We start from the raw sequence: 18,946 nt of genomic DNA, 5'->3' as shown, positions 1-18,946 counted from the left end.
TAGTAAAGAATACTAATTCGTGGGGTTTCTTATGAATTACCTTTCGGAAATCCCCAACTTTCCGGTTGCTTTTAACCAGGCTGTTTCTTTTAGTTTGAAGTCGGCCCGGGAGTCGATTAGTTCGCCCGAAGCTTGTTGCCAGTTGGTTTGCGCCATCAATAAATCGGTAATGGTTTCCATCCCGACTTCGTAATTGTCGCGCGCCACCCGCAGGTTTTCTTCGGCTTGCTCCAACGCAGTTTCATTCATCCGGATGCGTTCCCAGGCCAATTGTAAGTTTAGTTTTGCCTGTTCTGCTTCCAGTTTCATCAGTTGTTCATTTTTTCCCAGCTCAAGCTCTTTTATCTCTTTGTCGATTTTTGCGGCGTTGATTTTTTTCACTCCTTCTCCCCAATGGAAAATGGGAATTTTTACCGAAGCCAGCACATTGAGGCTGGTGTTTGTAAACTCGGTGTCGCTAAATTTAACGCCGCCCAAGTGGTTGTATCCTGCCTGAATTCCTGCAGTTGGTAGAAAATCAGACTTTGTCATAAGTATATTTTGCTCCTGCAGGGCGATGTTTTTTTGCAACAATTTGTACTCCGGTCGTTGTTTTATTGTTTCATCTTCCAGAACAAGCTCCACGGGGGCATTCACCATAACAGTTGTGTCTAACGCAGTAATTGCCGTGTTAAACGGCAGCCCCGTAACCCTGCACAAAACCATGCGACTGAGTTCGAGTCCGTTTTGCGCTTTTTGCAGATTGAGTTTTGCATTATTGTATCCCACTTGTGCCTTCAGTAAATCGTTTCTGCTCGACATTCCCACATCGTGTGCATCGGTTGCTTTTTTAACCAACTCATCAAGAAGATCCACAGCCTGCTGCGCCACTTTTACTTTTTGGAAAACAGAAATGTACGTCCAGTATGCATTGTCTGCTTCGGCAATGGTTTTCATCCTTTCCAACTCGATGTTTTCATCCGCCATTTCAATACCGATGCTGGCCATTCGGTTGCCCGCGTTTATTTTGCCGCCGGTATAAACAGGCTGTTCCAGTGCTACTCCGGCCAGGTATGCGCCGCTTAAACTAACATTCAGCGGCAACCATGCATACATATTGAATACGGGGTTTCCATCGGGTCCGATTACCGGAGTCCCGGTAGACGGGTCTACCAAAATGTTTGGATCCAGTTCGCCGGTAGCCAGATTTGGTGTTTTGGTTGGCAGTGTCAGCTCCATTTCAAAATCTTTGTTCTGGTAAATGCCGGTGCCCGTGGCCGAAAAACTGGGTAAGCGCATGGTTTTTACAGCTGCTTTTTGTGCTTCGGATTTTTCCAGTTGTTTGCCTGCAATTTTCAGGCTTTCGTTTTTCATTAACGCCATTTCCCGGGCCCGGAGCAGAGTCATCTGTTCCTGTCCGGCTGCCTGCAACGTAGAAACTATTAAAATGAGAAGTGCAATATAATTGATTGTTTTCATGACTGAATCTCTCTTCTTTTTTCAGGTTCTTTAATTTTTTTTACCCCATAAAAAGCGGCATATAAAATGGGCACAAACAGCAGTGTAATTACTGTTCCCACAAGTAATCCGCTTATAATTGCCACTGCCATGCTGGAGTACATGGGATCGCTGAGCAGCGGAATCATCCCCAGAATAGTGGTGAACGATGCCAGCAATACCGGGCGTGTACGCGAAATGGTAGCATTAATTACGGCATAATATTTTTCAACGCCTTCGGCAATAAGGTTTTCAACTTCGTCGAGCAACACAATGGCGTTTTTTACAATCATTCCCATTAACCCGAACGACCCGATAATTGCCATGAATGTAAACGGCTGGCCGGTAACAATCATTCCCGGCACAATACCCACAAAAGCCATTGGAATGCAGGAAATAACAATCAGCGGTTTTCTGAAATCGTTAAAAAGTAAAATGAGGGTAAGAATTATAAGCATAATGGAAATGGGCAGATAACTGAAGATATTGTGCAGCGCATCGCCCTGGAGTTCATGCTCACCAACCCAGACTGCTTTGTATCCGTCAGGAAGGGGAATGCTTTTGATTTCGTCGAGCATGGTCGCCCGCACCAGTTCCGGACTGTAGCCGTCCAGAGGTTCGCACTGTACTTGCAGGCCTCGTTGTCCGTTTACCCTGCGAATTACCTGTTCCTGCCATTCGAGATTTACTCCGCGGGTGACGGCGCTCAGCGGCACCGGACTAACCAGTTCCCCGGTCAGGTCATCTATCGATTTTATTCCTGTTAGCAGTTCCTGGATGGTTGATTCATCCACCCCCGCAAGGTTGGGCATCATGCTCCACACCGGGATATCGTCCAGGTTTTCTATTTTTGATCCATCGGCATTTCGCAGTTTCATTACGATACCTACGCGGGTTTGCCCTTCAAAATATTCTCCAATTGGAAGGCCGTCTGTGGCAGCAAGAATGGCATTGCCCACATCAGAACGCGATGCTCCTGCTCTGCGTGCCGACTGCTGCATGTAATCTGCTACCATTGCCTGTCCCATGGGTTCCCAGTCGTCTTCAATTGTGTAAGGATCTGCATACGGATTATTTCTGAATATTTCCTGAGCCCGGGCGCTTAAGTTGCGCAAAACAGCCGGGTCGGGCCCTGTGAATTCCACCTCTACCGTGTGCGATGCTTTAATGGATAGATTGTATTTTCGAATGCGTGTGCGTGCGTCCGGGAAATTGTTATGCAGGTAGTCGCTAAGTACCGGCTTCATCCGAATCATGGTTTCGTAATCTTCAAAATCCACAATCAATTCGCCGTAATTGTCGGCTGCTTCTCCCATTGGTCGCACCAAACAATAGCGCGTAGGTGTTTGCCCGTGACTGGTAACAACCTGTTTTACTTCTTTCAGCGAAAGAAAATAATCGGTGATTTGCTTCAGATCGGCGTTTACTTTTTGCGGGCCGGTGTCTGCCGGGAGCCTGTATTCAATGTAAACCTGATTGTAGTTAAAATCGGGGAAGAAGGTTTTTTTGATGTTTTGAAAATTGAAAGCAGCAACAGCCAGCAACAGCACAGCTACAATAAGTGTTACTGTTTTGTAGCGAAGCATCAGCCCCAGTATGTTTCTGAATTTTTTGTACCCCCAGCCCTGATAAAGCTCTTTTGTTTTTTTGTCCTTCTTTTTCTTTTTCAAGAGCATTTCAGAAAACAGCGGTACCTGCGTCATTGCCAGTGCCCAGCTGATAAATAGAGAAATGCAGAGCACTACAAATAAATCGCGGGCATAAGTTCCTGCTGCATCTTTCGAAAGATATACCGGCAGAAAAGCTGCCACTGCAATAAATGTGGCTCCGAAAAGCGGCCAGGCTGTGCGGGTTGCCGGTTGTACCAGCGCTTTTTTTCGTTTTACTCCCTTTTTTAAATCGACTAAAATGCCGTCGATAACAACAATGGCATTGTCAACCAGCATTCCCATGGCCACAATAAATGCGCCCAGTGAAATGCGCTGAAGCGTTCCGCCGGCTGCCAGCAGAATAGGGAACGTGGCCAGAATAGTCAGCAGCAGTCCGGTACCAATAATAAACCCGCTGCGGAAACCCATGGAAAGCATTAGCACCAGAATAACAATGAGCACAGATGCCACAAGGTTCCACATAAAACCGCCAATGGCGTGTTTTACCAGGTCGGGCTGAAAAAAGACCTTCTCGAATTCGTACCCTGCCGGAATGTCTTTTTTTAGTTCTTCCAGCCTTTTTTCTACGCGTTTGCCTACTTCAACAATGTTTTCGCCCGATTCCATGGAAAGGGAAATGGCGATTGCATCTTTATTGTTCAGGTGCATGTTGTTGCGGGGAGGTTCGGTGTAAACTTCGTTTACCTGCGCAATGTCTGAGATTTTAAAAAGGCTGCCGTCGAGGCCTTTTATAATTACGTTGGCCACGTCGGAGGCGCTGGCAATTTTGCCATTCACCGAAATGTTGAGTAACTGATTGCCTGTTTGCAGGCTGCCGGGGTAAATCGCTGCATTTTCTCCTTGCAGGGCCGCTATCACCTGAAAAGGATAAACGCCCAGCTCTCCCATTTTCGAAGGATTGAAAACTATTTCGGTAACCGGTTGCTGTTTTCCGAATACTTCAACGCGGGCTACTCCTTTTACTGCTGCCATTTCGCGCTTTACAAACTGCGCCATCTTGTTCATTTCCTTGTAGGAATATCCGTCGCCTGTCATTGCGTAGAACATGCCATACACATCGCCAAAGTTGTCGTAAACCATTGGCTTCTGAACGCCTTTCGGAAGTTTGTCAACCACTTCGCTCATCCGGCGGCGCAGGAAATCCCAGCGTTGCTCAATTTCCTGTTGAGGAACAGTAAGTTCGAGCATTACGGTAACAATAGAAAGGTTTGGCATCGACTTGGACCGGATGGTTTCCACATCGCCCAGCGTGCTTAGTTCTTCTTCAATTACATGGGTAACCTGCATTTCAACCTCGTGGGCTGTTGCTCCCGGGTAAATGGTTACTATTTGCGACATCATTACTTTCAGCTCCGGGTCTTCCAGTTTACTGATGGAACGAAAAGCAAGAACGCCGCCCGCCACCATGCAAAACAGGATGAACCAGATGATGGCTTTTCTGCGGAATGTTAATTCAGTAAGATACATTACATGAGTCCTCCCACGTTGGTTTCAGAAACGGGCTCAAGTAGTTTTACCTTCTCGTTTTCGTTGAGGCTGTTTACGCCGGCAACTACTACCTGCTCTTTTACTTGTAACCCTTCTTTAATTCGAATACGGCCGTCGCCTGTGAGTTTGTCAGTTACCACTTCCCGCATTTTAACGGTTTCGTCTGGCTGATAAATCCAAACGTAAGTTTTGCCGTTTCTATTAAACAATGCGTTTAACGGAACACAGGCCAGTGGTTCTGCATCGTTTGTGTACGAAATTTTTACGAGCACATCCATTCCTGGCGCCAGTCCGGGAAGGTCGGCAGGTTTTACGCCAAGCTGCAATTTATAAAGTTGGTTGTTGTTTGCTTTTTTGCTGTAGCTGAGCAGTTGCAGTGGAAAGTTTTTTTCCGACAAGTCGGGCTGATTGCCGGAGAAGGAAACAATGTTTTTGCGTTTGATGTACAACGATACCGGTATTTCCACTTCAACCTGGTAATGCCCCACGTCAATCAACGAGGCAAGCGGCATTCCCGTGTCAATCAGTTCCTTTTCCCGGAAATTGACTTTTTGAATGTACCCCGAAACCGGAGCCAGAAGTTTGGTGTCGTTCAGTTGATCTTTGGCATGTTTTAGTTGGGTAGTAACCATTTTTAGTCCGGAAACTGCTTTGTCGTAATCGTTTCCTGCTACGCTTTCCCGGTTGTGGAGTTCGATTACGCGGTCGGCTTCGGCTTTTACCTGATCATATTGTGCCTGCGCTGCTTCCAGCTGTATTTCGTAGTCGCGCGGATCAATTTGCGCCACCATCTGTCCGGCTTGCACATAATCGCCTTCTTTTATCTGTATTTTTTGAATTGGCCCAGCTACGCGGAATGCCAGGTTCACTTCTCCGGCCTCTTTGGTAATTCCGGGGTAATTTTTTACCAGAATCGAATCGGCCCGGCACACGGTTTCAACTTTTACTTTTCTGATAATTTCTGATTGCCCGCTGTTTTTGTTTAAACAGCCGGAAAGTGTAGCCAGAGAAAGTAAAAAAAATACACTGTTTCTTAATAGTTTCATCTGTTTTGAATTTTTTGTTTAAGGAATAAGTGAAATCAGGAAGAGAGAGTAAACGTCTCATTTTATATGATTTTCACTCATCCGCAATACTTATAATATATTGTTTTTATTTCGTTAAGAGCCTGAAGAAAATCATCCGAAAATAAGCTATTCAGTATTTTTAATGTCCGTAAAATTTACTGAAATGATAAAATTTACGGATGAAGTGCAGTCTGTTTTTGTTTCTTCTGAACTGCTAGCTTTTCTGCCTGTTTTTATACGCATTAATTGCTTCCTGCGCTTTTTCTGTGCCTTCTTTTATCAGTTGATTTGCTTTGTAAAACTCGAATGTTTTTGCTGCGTCTGCCGGAATGCTGATGAGGATGTCCGGTTTGTTCAGCTCCAGTTGAAGGTTTGAAATACGAGTCAGCATCATCGAAGAAGTAAGCTGCAACAGGTTGAGGTGTCCCTGTATTTTGTTGTCAGATTTTGGTAGCAGCTCCCGTATTTTATTCTGCAGGTATTCGATACTACTGTTAACATGCATCGGCTTTTGGCTGTTCTGTTTTTCCGGCTTATTTCCCGGGTTTTCTTTTTTATCGTTATCCGGGTTTTCGGTTGGCGGCTGTGTGTCGTATAAATTAACAGCCACAAGCAGATCGCCGTCCGTGCGTTTCAGGTGGTTTACCGGTACCGGGTTAAGCAGTCCGCCATCGACAAATATTTTGTTGCCCGACGTAAACGGTGTAAATATAGCGGGGATGGCAATGGAAGCTCTGGCAGCGGTATAAAAACTTCCGCTTGTAAAAACCACTTCTTCCTGGTTGTTAATGTCGGTAGCCACAGCCGCAAAGGGGATATTCATGTCCTCAATCAGCATATCGGGAATCATCTCTTTCATTTTATTGAAAACCCGTTCTCCTTTGAGTAACCCATTCTGGCTTAGTGTAATATCCATAAGACTGTAAACGTCGCGTTTTCTTAACGTGCTAACCCATTCTTTGTAAACATTGAGTTTGCCCATGGCGTAGAAACCCGCAATGAGGGTTCCCATGGAACATCCGCTAATTGAGGTAATTTCAAAATTTTGTTTTTCCAGCTCCTCAATTACACCGATATGTGCCAGGCCGCGGGCGCCACCGCTTCCCAATGCTAAAGCAATTTTTTGTTTCATGATGTTATTGGATTTAAAGAAAAACAACGATAAAATTAGTCCATTTCTTTTTTCTGAGCGAATGCATAAGCTTTTATCCAGGCAGAATTTACAGTTTGTTTTTGAATGAATCGAATTTTGGATATCTTCTGTTATTTTTACGGATAAGTGAAAACGATTTTTATAAAACTGGGCATTTTACTGGTGGGCTTTGTTTACGCAGGAGTACTTCCTTACGCTGTTAAAAAAAGCATTCAGCATATTAATTTCGATTTGAAGAAATATACGCTGAGCTTTTTGAGCAATAAAAAATTGTACGGCAAAATGTATGTGCGGGGGTACAAACATCTGCTTTTTGCCATTGCTGTTTTAAATTACCTGTTTTTTTGGCTGCTTACTCAGTTTTACGATTTGGGTGAAAATGAGCGGCTAATGCGGCAGATTGATTATAGTTTTGCGTTTTTGACCCTGCTGGCTTTTGTGCCTCATAATATTTATCCATACAGCAGAAAGCATTTAAAAACGAGCATTCAGCGGCTGACACACAATTTGTTGGCGGGTGTGGTTTTTTTAACATTGCCTGCGCTGGTAATAATGTTTCAGACTGCGTTGTTGCCTGACATGCATTTCTTGGGAGTTTCCGGCCTGATAATTATTGGAGGAACTGTGCTGGTAACATTGGCATCGGTTTTAAGAAACGGAGTGACCGGCGTTACAGAAATGCTTTTTATAAATGGTATTAGCATCTGGAGCATTTTTATAACCATCCTCACTTTTGTTCGGTAAACAGGCTTTTGGTCGCCAGCGTTAAATTTCCTTTGTTTTCTGTTTCGTTTCTGTCCCGATTTTCACCTTTTACCGATAAATCTATTTATTTCGTAGAAAACTTTCAGCGTGTTTTTAGTTTTCTGCTAAATTAGCGCTCTTAAATTTTTTGAATGGAAGTACACGATAGAATAGTTGACGAAGCAACCAGGCAGTTTATGCAGTTTGGAATTAGAAATGTGACGATGGACGCGATTGCAGCGGCTTTGGGAATGTCGAAACGTACAGTTTATGAAGCGTTCAAAGATAAAACATCGTTGGTTCATACTTGTATCAGAAGCCTAAGGCATAAACACCGGGAGAAGAGTAAAGAAGTTTGCGACTCTTCTAGAAATGTAGTAGAAACCATTTTTTCGTTTTTAGATGAAGGTATTAAAGCGATGAATTCTGTTAATCCGGTTTTCTTTCGCGACCTGGAAAAATTTTACCCGGAAACCTGGAACAGCTTGCGAACGAAAAATGAAAAAGAGGCATTTCTTTTTACAAAAGAGTTGTTGCAGCAGGGAATTGACGAAGGCTTTTTCAGGCCCGAAATTAATATTCCGATTGTGGCAAAGCTTTTTCATGAACAAAAAAATTTGCTGGCCAACGAGGCAATTTTTCCGCGTGAAGAATACAATTACGCTGATGTTTTTCACAGCCTTACTTTGAATTTTATCCGCGGAATTTCAACAAAAAAAGGAATTGATCTCATCGACTCGATGCTGACAAAATAATTTTTTTTGAAACATTTTGTGAAAACGAATACAGATAACAGAAAAACAATTAACTATGATGAGGAAACAGATTGTTGCAATGTTAATGGGAGCGGTGCTTTTTGGCTCAGTGCAGGCGCAGGAGAAGCTTACACTCGACCTCGAAGCCGCCAGGCAATATGCGCTGGACTACAACCGTACCATTAAAAATTCAGGGCTTGCGATAGAACAGTCGCAGGAAAAGTTGTGGGAAACTATTGCCGCAGGGCTGCCGCAGGTAAATGCCACTGCCGATTATTCAAATGCCATGGGCGCCGAAATCAGCATTCAGTTTGATGAAACCCAGGAGCCTTCAAAAATACCGATTAAACCTACCAGTAATTTTAATTTGCAGGTTGGGCAGTTGCTTTTTAACGGAAGTTACCTGGTTGGTATTCAAACTGCAAAACTGGCACAAAAGCTTTCCGAAAAAAACTTCGAGAAAACAGAACAGGATGTTTTGAGCCAGGTAACAGAGAGTTACTACCTGGTTTTAATTGCGGAAGAATCGATGAAGATATTGGAATCAAATGTGAAGAACCTGAACGAGGTTTATCGGAAAACCGAGCCGCTGGTGCGCGTTGGCATGATGGAGAAAGTAGAGCTGGACCAGCTTTCGGTACAGGTGAATTCTTTGAATAACTCTGTGCGGGCTGCCGAGCGCCAGCACGAAATGGCCAAAAACCTGATGAGAGTTCAGTTGGGCGTTTCTGCAGATACTGAATTGGAACTGACCAGATCGCTTGCCGATTTTTTAGACGACAACACGCTGGTTGGTACTGAGTCTTCTTTCGTGCCGGGGCAAAATCTGGATTTTCAACTGCTCGAAGTTCAGGAAGAAATGACGGAAAAGCAGATACTAATGCAGCAAGCAAACTACCTGCCCACAATTACAGGTTATTATAATTATACGGAGAAGATTCTGAAGCCGGCATTTGATATGTCGCCTAGGCATATGATTGGCTTGCAGATGAATATTCCTATTTTTTCAAGTGGCGAGCGCCGTGCAAAAGTAAGGCAGGCTAGAATTGATTTGGAAACTACCCGAAATACCAAAGCGTTAATGCAGGATCAATTGGATATTCAATTTAAACAACTGCAGTTTAACCTGAAAAGCGCCATCGAAAGTTACCAGGTTCAGAAAAAGAATGTGGAAGTATCGCGCGAGGTTTATCAAAATCTCAAACGGAAATACGGGCAGGGAATGATTTCGGGGCTGGAACTGACAACTGCCGACAACAATTATTTGCAGTCTGAGTCGGAATACCTTGCTTCCATGCTTGAAGTATTGCAGGCGCAAAATGCGCTTGACACACTAACCGGAAAATTAGTAAACAATTAAAACAACAATAATGAAACAGATTTCAAAACTTATTATCGCATTAGCTCTGGCAGTTGCCGTTTTTGTTGGTTGCTCGCCCAAACAGCAGGGCGGAACAGACACAGCCGCTGGCAAGCCCGAAAAGAAAGAAGTAGTAAGGGTGATGGAACTTCAGATGCAAACCGTTGCCCGCTCGGTAGAATACCCGGCAACACTTGAAGCCTACGAAGAGGTTCACCTGGCACCGGCATCTCCGGGCAGAATTGAAGGAATCTTTGCCGATGTTGGCGACCATATTTCAAAAGGAGAATTATTGGTGCAAATGGATCGCACGCAGTTGCACCAGGCCGAAGTTCAGTTGAAAAACCTCGAAGTTGATTTTCAACGGCTGGATACTCTGGCAAAATACGGAAGTGTTGCCGAACAGCAGTACGATCAGCTAAAAGCCCAGTACGAAGTGGCTTTATCTAACGTAAAATTTCTGAAAGAAAATACACAGCTTTTGGCTCCTTTTAACGGAGTAGTGTCGGGCAGATATTTTGAGCCGGGCGAATTGTACTCGGGAACACCAAATACTCAGGCCGGAAAAGCAGCAGTGCTTTCGCTGGTGCAAATCGATCAGTTGAAAGTTCTTGTGCCGCTTTCTGAAAAGTATTTTCCCCAGGTAAAAAAGGGAATGGAAACAGAAATAAAGGTTGATATTTATCCGAACAGTAACTTTAGCGGAAGAATAGAACGTGTTCATCCGACCATCGATCCTTCAAACCGTACGTTTAATGCCGAGGTAAAAATAAATAACAGCCAGAGGTTGCTGAGGCCGGGTATGTTTGCCCGCATTAACCTCGATCTCGATGAGGAAGAAGCTGTTTTGCTGCCCAGCATGGCCGTATTAAAAATGCAGGGGTCGAACGACCGTTACCTGTTTGTGGAAAAAGATGGAAAAGCACACCGTGTTAGTGTTGTTATTGGTAAACGGTACGACGATAACATTGAAGTTTTTTCAGATGAATTGAAGCCCGGAGACCATGTTGTGATTAGCGGGCAGGCGCGCTTGCTCGACGGCGTAGAAGTGGAAGTCGTAAAATAGCAGGTGGCAAAATTCTTTATTTAAAAAAAAGAACATGAGTATATACAAAAATGCAGTAAATAAGCCTATTACCACGCTTATGGTTTTTACAGCCATTGTGGTAATGGGACTCTACTCGCTGGTTCAGATTCCCGTCGACCTTTACCCCGAAATGGATCCGCCGTTTATTTCGGTAATGACAACCTATTCGGGCGCAAATGCCAGCGACATTGAGACCAACGTAACGCGAACCATTGAAGATGCACTTAACTCGGTAGACAACCTGAAAGAAATAACATCTACTTCAACAGATAACCTTTCGGTAATTAACCTGGAGTTTGAGTGGGGAGCTAACCTCGACGAAGCCACAAACGATATTCGGGATGTGATCGACCGTATTTACGATTTCCTGCCCGAAGCTGCTGAACGTCCCCAGATTTTCAAGTTCAACACCAGCATGATGCCAATAGTATTTTATGCTGTAACCGCGGAAGAAAGTTATTCGGGGCTGGAAAAAATCCTGGACGAGAAAATTGTAAATCCGTTGAACCGCGTGGAGGGGATTGGTTCCATCGGCCTGATGGGAGCTCCAAAACGTGTGGTTTATGTGGATGCCGATCCCCGGCTTTTGGATGCGTACAATCTTACCGTTGAACAAATTGGAAGTACGATTGCCGCAGAAAATATGAACATGCCTTCCGGAAACATAAAAATGGGAGACATTGATTATCAGCTTCGGGTGCAGGGGGAATTCAATACCAGCTCGCGTATTGAAAACCTTGTTGTGGGAAACATGGCTGGCAAACCGGTGTACATCCGGGATGTGGCAGTGGTTCGAGACTCTATAAAAGATCTTTCTCTCGACGAAAAAATCAACGGTCAAACCGGCCTTCGCATGTTTGTAATGAAACAGTCGGGCGCCAATACTGTAAAAGTGGCGCGCGAAGTACGTGCAAACATTGAGGAACTGGAAAAAGATCTTCCTCCCGACATCAAAATCAACCTGATTATGGATACTTCCGAATTCATAAAAGGCTCGGTAAATAACTTGTCGCAGACGCTTTTGTATGCGTTGTTTTTCGTGATTTTGGTAGTGCTGTTTTTCCTTGGAAGATGGCGGGCAACATTTATTATTGTACTTACCATCCCTATTTCGCTGATTGTGGCATTCCTGTTCTTGTTTGTTACCGGGGGCTCAATTAACGTAATTTCATTAACCTCTCTGTCCATTGCGATTGGTATGGTGGTGGACGATGCCATTGTGGTGCTCGAAAATATTACGCGACATGTGGAACGGGGAGCAACTCCGCGCGAAGCGGCAATTTATGCAACCAACGAGGTGTGGCTGGCTGTAATTATTACCACGCTGGTTGTTGTGGCAGTATTTTTCCCGCTTACCCTCGTCGGCGGAATGACCGGTGTAATTTTTAACCAGTTGGGGTGGATTGTAACCATTACTGTGGTAACATCTACGCTGGCGGCAATTTCGTTGACTCCGATGCTGGCATCGAAATTTTTGAAACTACGCGGAAAAAAGAAAAAGCCACGTGCTCTCAGCTACGAAAATACCATTGAAAAAGGATTGGGTTTTCTGGATAACTTTTACGAAAGTACTTTGCGCTGGGCGCTGCGGCACAAGCTTTTAATATTATTCTTTTCGCTGGCTATTTTTGTCGGTTCAATTTTTCTGATGAAGAATATTCATACAGACTTTATGCCCGAATCGGACGAAAGCAGCATCTCTGCAGAAATTGAGCTTCAGACCGGAACGCGGGTTGAGGAAACCATAAAAACAGCCCGGTATCTGGAACAGGTATTCAAGGAAAAATTTCCGGAGGTACAAATTATGGCGGCCTCATCAGGCTCTGATGACGAAGGCGGTTTTTTCTCTCTTTTTACCACCACGGGTTCCAATATGATAAACTTTATGATGCGACTTTCTGACATCGAAGATCGCGACCGTTCGGTTTGGGATATTGCTGCCGAAATGCGTGAAGAGATTGCCGCGTTGCCCGAAGTGATAAACTTTAGTGTCTCCACTTCAAACCAGGGTATGGGCGGCACTTCCAATACCGTTGACGTTGAAATTTACGGGTACGATTTTGATTTGACCAATGCTTTGGCCGACGAGGTTCGCAAAAGACTGGAAACTGTGCCGGGCGCAATCGATATTCAGGTAAGCCGAAAAACCGACAAACCGGAGTTGCAGTTTGTGCTGGACCGCGACAAACTGGCGTTGCACGGGCTCACTACTTCGCAGGTTTCTTCCAATATCCGGAACCGGGTTAGCGGTATGGTTGCATCGCAATACAAAGAAGAGGGAGAAGAATACGATATTCGTGTAAGGCTGCAAGAAGAGTTCAGAAGCTCGTTGACCGACCTGGATGAAATTACCATTGTAACACCTACCGGCGCAAAGGTTAAAATGAAAGAACTGGGTGAGGTAAAAGAGTACTGGTCGCCGCCAAACATTGAACACAAAAGGCGCGAACGTATTGTTACCGTTTCGGCTAAGCCGGACCAAGTAGCGCTGGGAGAACTTGCCGCCCGGATAAATGCCCAACTTGAAGGGCTGGATATTCCGCAGGAAGTATTACTGAATGTTGGCGGTGCTTACGAAGATCAGCAGGAATCGTTTATGGATCTGGGCCTGTTAATGATAATCAGCCTGGTTTTGGTTTTCATTGTTATGGCATCTCAGTTTGAGTCGTTTACCATGCCGTTTGTGATTATGTTTTCCATTCCGTTTGCATTTACCGGAGTTATTGTTGCGCTTTACCTTACCGGTACCACGTTAAGTCTTGTTGCTGCGCTGGGAGCAGTGTTGCTAATTGGTATTGTGGTGAAAAACGGTATTGTACTCATCGATTTCACCAACCTGATGCGCGACCGCGGGCTGGAACTTTACGAAGCCATTGCCGTTTCCGGAAAGTCGCGTTTGCGCCCGGTTTTAATGACTGCCGCAACTACTATTTTGGGAATGTTGCCACTGGCGCTTAGCACCGGCGAAGGAGCCGAATTGTGGCGCCCTATGGGAATTACCGTAATTGGAGGACTGGTGTTTTCAACCATTGTTACAATGGTAATTGTTCCGGTAATGTACGGCATTATGGCGCAGCACGGCGAACGCGATAAAAAGAAGAAAGTTGTGAAACAATTCCGTTTTATGGAGTAAAAGACAAAAAGATGAAAGCAGTAATGATAGTATTTAACCAGGCCAATACCGAGCGTGTGGAATATATGTTCGGGAAGTTGGAGATACGCGGATACACCTGGTTTTCCAATGTGAAAGGAAGAGGCTCAGAAACCGGAGAACCCCGGATGGGCACCCACACCTGGCCGGAGATGAATTCGGCGGCGCTAACCATTATTCCCGACGAAGTGGTGGACGATTTACTGGCCGCTGTGAAGAAACTGGATGAAATTAACGAAGAAGTCGGAGTCCGGGCGTTTGTGTGGGCAGTGGAAAAAACTGTTTAACAGTATTTTGCATATCGAATGATAAAAGCAGGAGTTTTCTGTTCGGAAAGCTCCTGCTTTTCTTTTTTATCAGGGGGTTAAAGTATTTAATATCTAAACTTTTCAACGTCAGATTGTTAGTTTTTGGTGAGGTTTTGCCGACACAAAACCACGCCGATTTGGTTATATTTGTGCCAAAATTCAGGAAAAATGACTCCGAATTACGACGAAGGAACAATACGTACATTAGATTGGCAGGAGCATATTCGGAAACGTCCGGGTATGTATATCGGAAAACTGGGCGACGGCACGGCGGCTGACGACGGTATTTATGTGCTGCTGAAAGAAGTGATGGATAACTCGATAGATGAGTTTATGATGGGATTCGGTAAAAAGATTACCATCGATATCGAAAATGAAAAAGTTACCATTCGCGACTATGGTCGGGGTGTTCCGTTGGGAAAATTGTTGGATGTTGCCAGTAAAATGAACACCGGGGCTAAATACGATTCCAAGGTGTTTAAAAAGTCGGTTGGTTTGAACGGGGTGGGTATCAAAGCAGTAAATGCCCTCTCGTCAAAATTTACCATTTGTTCTGTTCGCGAAGGAGTAGCCAAAGAGATAGAGTTTAGCCGCGGAATGGTTACCGGCGAAAAAGATTTAACCGGAGTGGAAGAAGCCAATGGAACAAAGGTGGTTTTCGAACCCGATCCTGAAGTATTTAAAAGCTTCCGCTACATTAGCGACTACGTGGTGAACATGGTGAAAAACTACACCTTCCTGAATGCCGGGCTCACCATCGAATACAACGGCGAACGGTTTTATTCCCGCAACGGCCTTCGCGATTTGCTGGAAGAAAACATGGACGATCATCCGATTTATCCTGTGATTCACCTCAAAGGAGAAGACATAGAAATTGCGGTTACCCACGGAAATCGGTACGGAGAGAATTACTTTTCCTTTGTTAACGGGCAGCACACTACGCAGGGAGGTACACACCTTCAGGCTTTTCGCGAAGTTTATGTAAAAACCATTCGCGACTTTTACAAAAAAGATTTTGATCCTTCAGATATTCGTGCTTCCATTGTCGCTGCAGTGAGCATTAAAGTGGAAGAACCGGTTTTCGAATCGCAGACAAAAACCAAGCTGGGTTCAAAAGATGTTGGTCCCAACGGGCCGTCAGTGCGTGCTCATGTGGGGAATTTTCTGCAAACAGAACTGGATAATTTTCTGCATAAAAATCCGGATACCGCAGAAATTCTGTTGCGGCGGATTACTGAATCGGAACGCGAAAGAAAGGCCATTTCGGGAATTAAGAAACTGGCCAAGCAGCGGGCAAAGAAAGTGAGCCTGCACAACAAAAAGTTGCGCGATTGCCGCATTCATTTCGACAATAAAAATGACCGTGCCGAAGAGTCGAGCATTTTTATTACCGAAGGGGACTCGGCAAGTGGTTCCATCACAAAATCGCGCGATGTAAATACTCAGGCCGTTTTTAGTTTGCGCGGAAAGCCGCTTAATACATACGGGCTCACAAAAAAAGTGGTTTACGAAAACGAAGAGTTCAACCTGTTACAGGCAGCGCTGAATATTGAGGAGAGCATTGACGATTTGCGCTACAACAAAATAATAATAGCAACCGATGCCGATGTTGACGGAATGCACATTCGGTTGTTGCTTATCACGTTCTTCTTGCAGTTTTTTCCGGAGCTGATTCGGAAAGGGCACGTTTTTATTTTGCAAACTCCGCTTTTCAGGGTGAGAAATAAAAAGAAAACGTACTATTGTTATTCCGACGAAGAACGTCGTGATGCCATTAATATACTGAAAGGAAAACCGGAGATAACACGATTTAAAGGACTGGGGGAGATTTCTCCCGATGAGTTTAAAAATTTTATCGGTAAAAATATCCGGCTCGACCCGGTAATGATGAAAAAACACGAGTCGGTATCACAAATGCTTGAGTTTTACATGGGAAAAAACACCCCCGACAGGCAGGATTTTATTATTGAAAATTTGTACGTAGAGAAAGACGAGGTAGCTTAAAAAGGGCTCAATAGAACAGAATGTCAGAAGAATTATTAGATAAGGAAAATAGCGAAGAACAACCGGACAAAGGAAGTGACGGAGTAAAAGAAGAGATTACCTATTTGCCGGGCATGTACCGCAACTGGTTTCTCGATTATGCATCGTACGTAATTTTAGAGCGTGCTGTGCCGTATGTAAACGACGGGTTGAAACCTGTTCAGCGGCGTATTATGCATGCCATGCGCGAGATGGACGACGGACGTTACAACAAGGTGGCGAATATTATAGGGCAAACCATGCAGTACCACCCGCACGGCGATGCTTCTATCGGCGATGCCATTGTTCAGTTAGGGCAAAAAGATTTGCTTATCGATACCCAGGGAAACTGGGGAAATATGCTCACCGGCGACGGTTCTGCCGCACCTCGTTACATCGAAGCCCGTTTGTCGAAGTTTGCGTTGGAAGTGCTTTTTAACCCCAAAACAACAGAGTGGAAGCTTTCTTACGACGGACGAAAAAAAGAACCGGTAACACTGCCGTCGAAATTTCCGTTGCTGTTGGCGCAGGGTGTAGATGGTATTGCAGTTGGACTGGCTTCAAAAATATTTCCTCATAACTTTAACGAGCTTATTGACGCTTCAATTGCTTACCTGAAAAAGGAAGAGTTTGAGCTGTTGCCCGACTTTCCAACAGGCGGATTGGCAGATTGCAGCAAATACAACGACGGCCTGCGTGGCGGTTCCGTAAAAGTACGTGCGAAAATTGAAAAGCACGACAACAAAACACTGGTGATTACCGAAATTCCTTACGGTAAAACAACCACAACGCTTATCGAATCTATAATAAAGGCCAACGATAAGGGCAAAATCAAGATTAAAAGAATTGACGATAACACGGCGGCACACGTAGAAATTCTGGTGCATCTGGCGCCCGGCGTTTCGTCCGATAAAACCATAGATGCCCTTTACGCTTTTACCGATTGCGAAGTTTCCATTTCGCCAAACGCCTGCATTATTGAGAACGATAAACCTCATTTTATTGGAGTAGAGGAGATTCTTAAACGATCTACCGACAGCACTCTGCAACTGCTGAAACTGGAACTGGAGATAAAAAAATCGGAGCTGGAAGAAGCCTGGCATTTTGCATCGCTGGAAAAAATATTTATAGAGGAACGAATTTATAAAGACAAGGAATTTGAGGATTCGGAGAACATGGATCAGGCAGTGGCGCACATCGACGAGCGGCTGAATCCGTGGAAACCAAATTTTAAGCGGGAAATTACCCGCGAGGATATTCTGAAGCTGATGGAAATTCGCATGGCCCGCATCCTCAAGTTTAATGCAGCAAAAGCAGAAGAAGGCATTCTTGCCATCGAAGATGAAATAGAAGACGTTCAGCATAATATCGATAATATTGTTCCTTATACTATTCAGTGGTTCAGCCATCTGAAAGATAAATATGGAAAGGGGCGCGAACGAAAAACAGAAATCAGAAGTTTCGAAAATATTGTGGCCACAAAAGTGGTTGTCAAAAACGAAAAGTTGTACGTCGATCGCAAAGAAGGATTTATGGGTTTTGGTCTGAAAAAGGCTGAATATGTTTGCGATTGTTCTGACATTGACGACGTTATTGTTTTTAGGCGCGATGGAACCTATTTTATTACCAAGGTAACAGACAAGGCGTTCATCGGCAAAAATCCAATGTACCTGGCCGTTTTTAAGCGAAACGATAAACGTACCATTTACAATGTGGTGTACCGCGACGGCAAAACCGGTTTTTCGTACATGAAACGGTTCTCGGTTACCGGTGTTACCCGCGATAAAGAATACAATATTACCAAAGAAACGGCTGGATCGCGGATCACCTATTTTTCTGCCAATCCCAACGGAGAAGCGGAAACATTGAAGATTCTGCTAAAGCCAAAGCCCCGGTTGAAGAAACTGGCATTCGAAGTAGATTTGGGCGAATTGGCCATTAAAGGCCGGCAATCCATGGGAAATATCCTGACAAAACACGAAGTTCATCGAATTTCGTTGAAGGAAAAGGGAGTTTCAACGCTTGGCGGACGGAAGATTTGGTTTGACGAAGACGTGCTTCGCCTGAATGCCGATTCACGCGGGAAATACCTGGGTGAGTTTGCCGGCGAAGATAAGATTTTGGTTATTTACAAAAATGGCGAATTCGAGTTGTATAATTTCGATCTCAGCAATCACTTCGACCAGGATATTCTGACTATTGAAAAGTTCGACAGTAAGAAAATTCTTTCGGTGGTTTATTACGATGCCGAGCAAAGTTTCTATTATGTGAAACGTTTTGAAATTGATGAGACTGAAGGTAAACGTGTGAGATTTGTCGGCGAAAATGAGGACAATAAATTGGTGAGTATAACCTGGGTAAGTTACCCCCGTTTTGAAATTGAGTTTGGCGGAAAACATGCCGAACGCGAAAACGAAATTATTGAGGTGGCAGAATATATCGGGGTAAAATCATGGAAAGCAAAAGGCAAAAGATTGTCTAATTACAGCATCGAAAATGTAAAAGAACTGGAGCCGGTAGTTCGCGATGAACACGACAAGCCGGAGGATGAAACGGATGTTGATGCGGAAAAAACTCCGGATGATTTTGACGACGTGCCTTTTGAAATTAAACGACCGGGAACGGATGAAGATCCGAATCAGATGTCGTTGTTTTAGAACCGACA

The 18,946-nt window shown here is 44.4% G+C and carries 12 protein-coding genes; 8 read left to right on the top strand and 4 right to left on the bottom strand.

Annotation, left to right across the window (positions count from 1 at the left end):
- Positions 1-36: 36 nt before the first annotated feature.
- The 4 genes from BUB08_RS07780 to BUB08_RS07765 all read right to left on the bottom strand — a co-directional run bounded on the left by BUB08_RS07780 (position 37) and on the right by BUB08_RS07765 (position 6,833).
- The gene (locus BUB08_RS07780; protein WP_073000458.1) at positions 37-1,458 is read right to left on the bottom strand and encodes a TolC family protein; all 1,422 of its coding nucleotides are present in this window, start codon (positions 1,456-1,458) and stop codon (positions 37-39) included.
- Positions 1,455-4,613: an efflux RND transporter permease subunit gene (locus tag BUB08_RS07775; protein WP_073000457.1), complete on the bottom strand. Its 3,159-nt coding sequence runs from the start codon at positions 4,611-4,613 to the stop codon at positions 1,455-1,457. The genes BUB08_RS07780 and BUB08_RS07775 overlap by 4 nt, the downstream gene beginning before the upstream one ends.
- Positions 4,613-5,680, bottom strand: a complete 1,068-nt coding sequence (locus tag BUB08_RS07770; protein ID WP_073000455.1) for an efflux RND transporter periplasmic adaptor subunit — start codon at positions 5,678-5,680, stop codon at positions 4,613-4,615. The genes BUB08_RS07775 and BUB08_RS07770 overlap by 1 nt, the downstream gene beginning before the upstream one ends.
- Before the next feature lie 235 nt (positions 5,681-5,915).
- Complete coding sequence (locus tag BUB08_RS07765) at positions 5,916-6,833, bottom strand: patatin-like phospholipase family protein (RefSeq protein WP_073000454.1); 918 nt, start codon at positions 6,831-6,833, stop codon at positions 5,916-5,918.
- Between the two features lie 147 nt (positions 6,834-6,980).
- Here BUB08_RS07765 and BUB08_RS07760 point away from each other — a divergent pair, with 147 nt between their 5' ends.
- The 8 genes from BUB08_RS07760 to BUB08_RS07725 all read left to right on the top strand — a co-directional run bounded on the left by BUB08_RS07760 (position 6,981) and on the right by BUB08_RS07725 (position 18,938).
- Positions 6,981-7,598, top strand: coding sequence for a hypothetical protein (locus BUB08_RS07760; RefSeq protein WP_073000453.1), 618 nt, complete (start codon positions 6,981-6,983; stop codon positions 7,596-7,598).
- A gap of 152 nt (positions 7,599-7,750) precedes the next feature.
- On the top strand, positions 7,751-8,353 hold the full coding sequence (locus tag BUB08_RS07755) for a TetR/AcrR family transcriptional regulator (protein WP_073000452.1): 603 nt from the start codon (positions 7,751-7,753) through the stop codon (positions 8,351-8,353).
- 55 nt (positions 8,354-8,408) lie between these two features.
- A complete protein-coding gene (locus BUB08_RS07750) occupies positions 8,409-9,713 on the top strand; it encodes a TolC family protein (protein WP_083570644.1) in 1,305 nt (434 codons plus the stop codon).
- Between the two features lie 10 nt (positions 9,714-9,723).
- Complete coding sequence (locus BUB08_RS07745; protein WP_073000450.1) at positions 9,724-10,779, top strand: efflux RND transporter periplasmic adaptor subunit; 1,056 nt, start codon at positions 9,724-9,726, stop codon at positions 10,777-10,779.
- 34 nt (positions 10,780-10,813) lie between these two features.
- Positions 10,814-13,933: an efflux RND transporter permease subunit gene (locus BUB08_RS07740; RefSeq protein ID WP_073000449.1), complete on the top strand. Its 3,120-nt coding sequence runs from the start codon at positions 10,814-10,816 to the stop codon at positions 13,931-13,933.
- 11 nt (positions 13,934-13,944) lie between these two features.
- The gene (locus BUB08_RS07735) at positions 13,945-14,238 is read left to right on the top strand and encodes a PG0541 family transporter-associated protein (protein ID WP_073000448.1); all 294 of its coding nucleotides are present in this window, start codon (positions 13,945-13,947) and stop codon (positions 14,236-14,238) included.
- Between the two features lie 189 nt (positions 14,239-14,427).
- Positions 14,428-16,263 (top strand): DNA topoisomerase IV subunit B, encoded by a 1,836-nt coding sequence (locus tag BUB08_RS07730; protein ID WP_073000447.1) that lies wholly within the window; start codon positions 14,428-14,430, stop codon positions 16,261-16,263.
- A 20-nt stretch (positions 16,264-16,283) separates the two neighbouring features.
- The gene (locus BUB08_RS07725; RefSeq protein WP_073000445.1) at positions 16,284-18,938 is read left to right on the top strand and encodes a DNA gyrase/topoisomerase IV subunit A; all 2,655 of its coding nucleotides are present in this window, start codon (positions 16,284-16,286) and stop codon (positions 18,936-18,938) included.
- The last annotated feature ends 8 nt before the right edge of the window (positions 18,939-18,946 follow it).

Source organism: Mariniphaga anaerophila (genome assembly GCF_900129025.1).
GTDB lineage: Bacteria > Bacteroidota > Bacteroidia > Bacteroidales > Prolixibacteraceae > Mariniphaga > Mariniphaga anaerophila.
The sequence above is the reverse complement of the archived record's forward strand: the minus strand, read 5'-3'. Positions and strand labels throughout refer to the sequence as shown.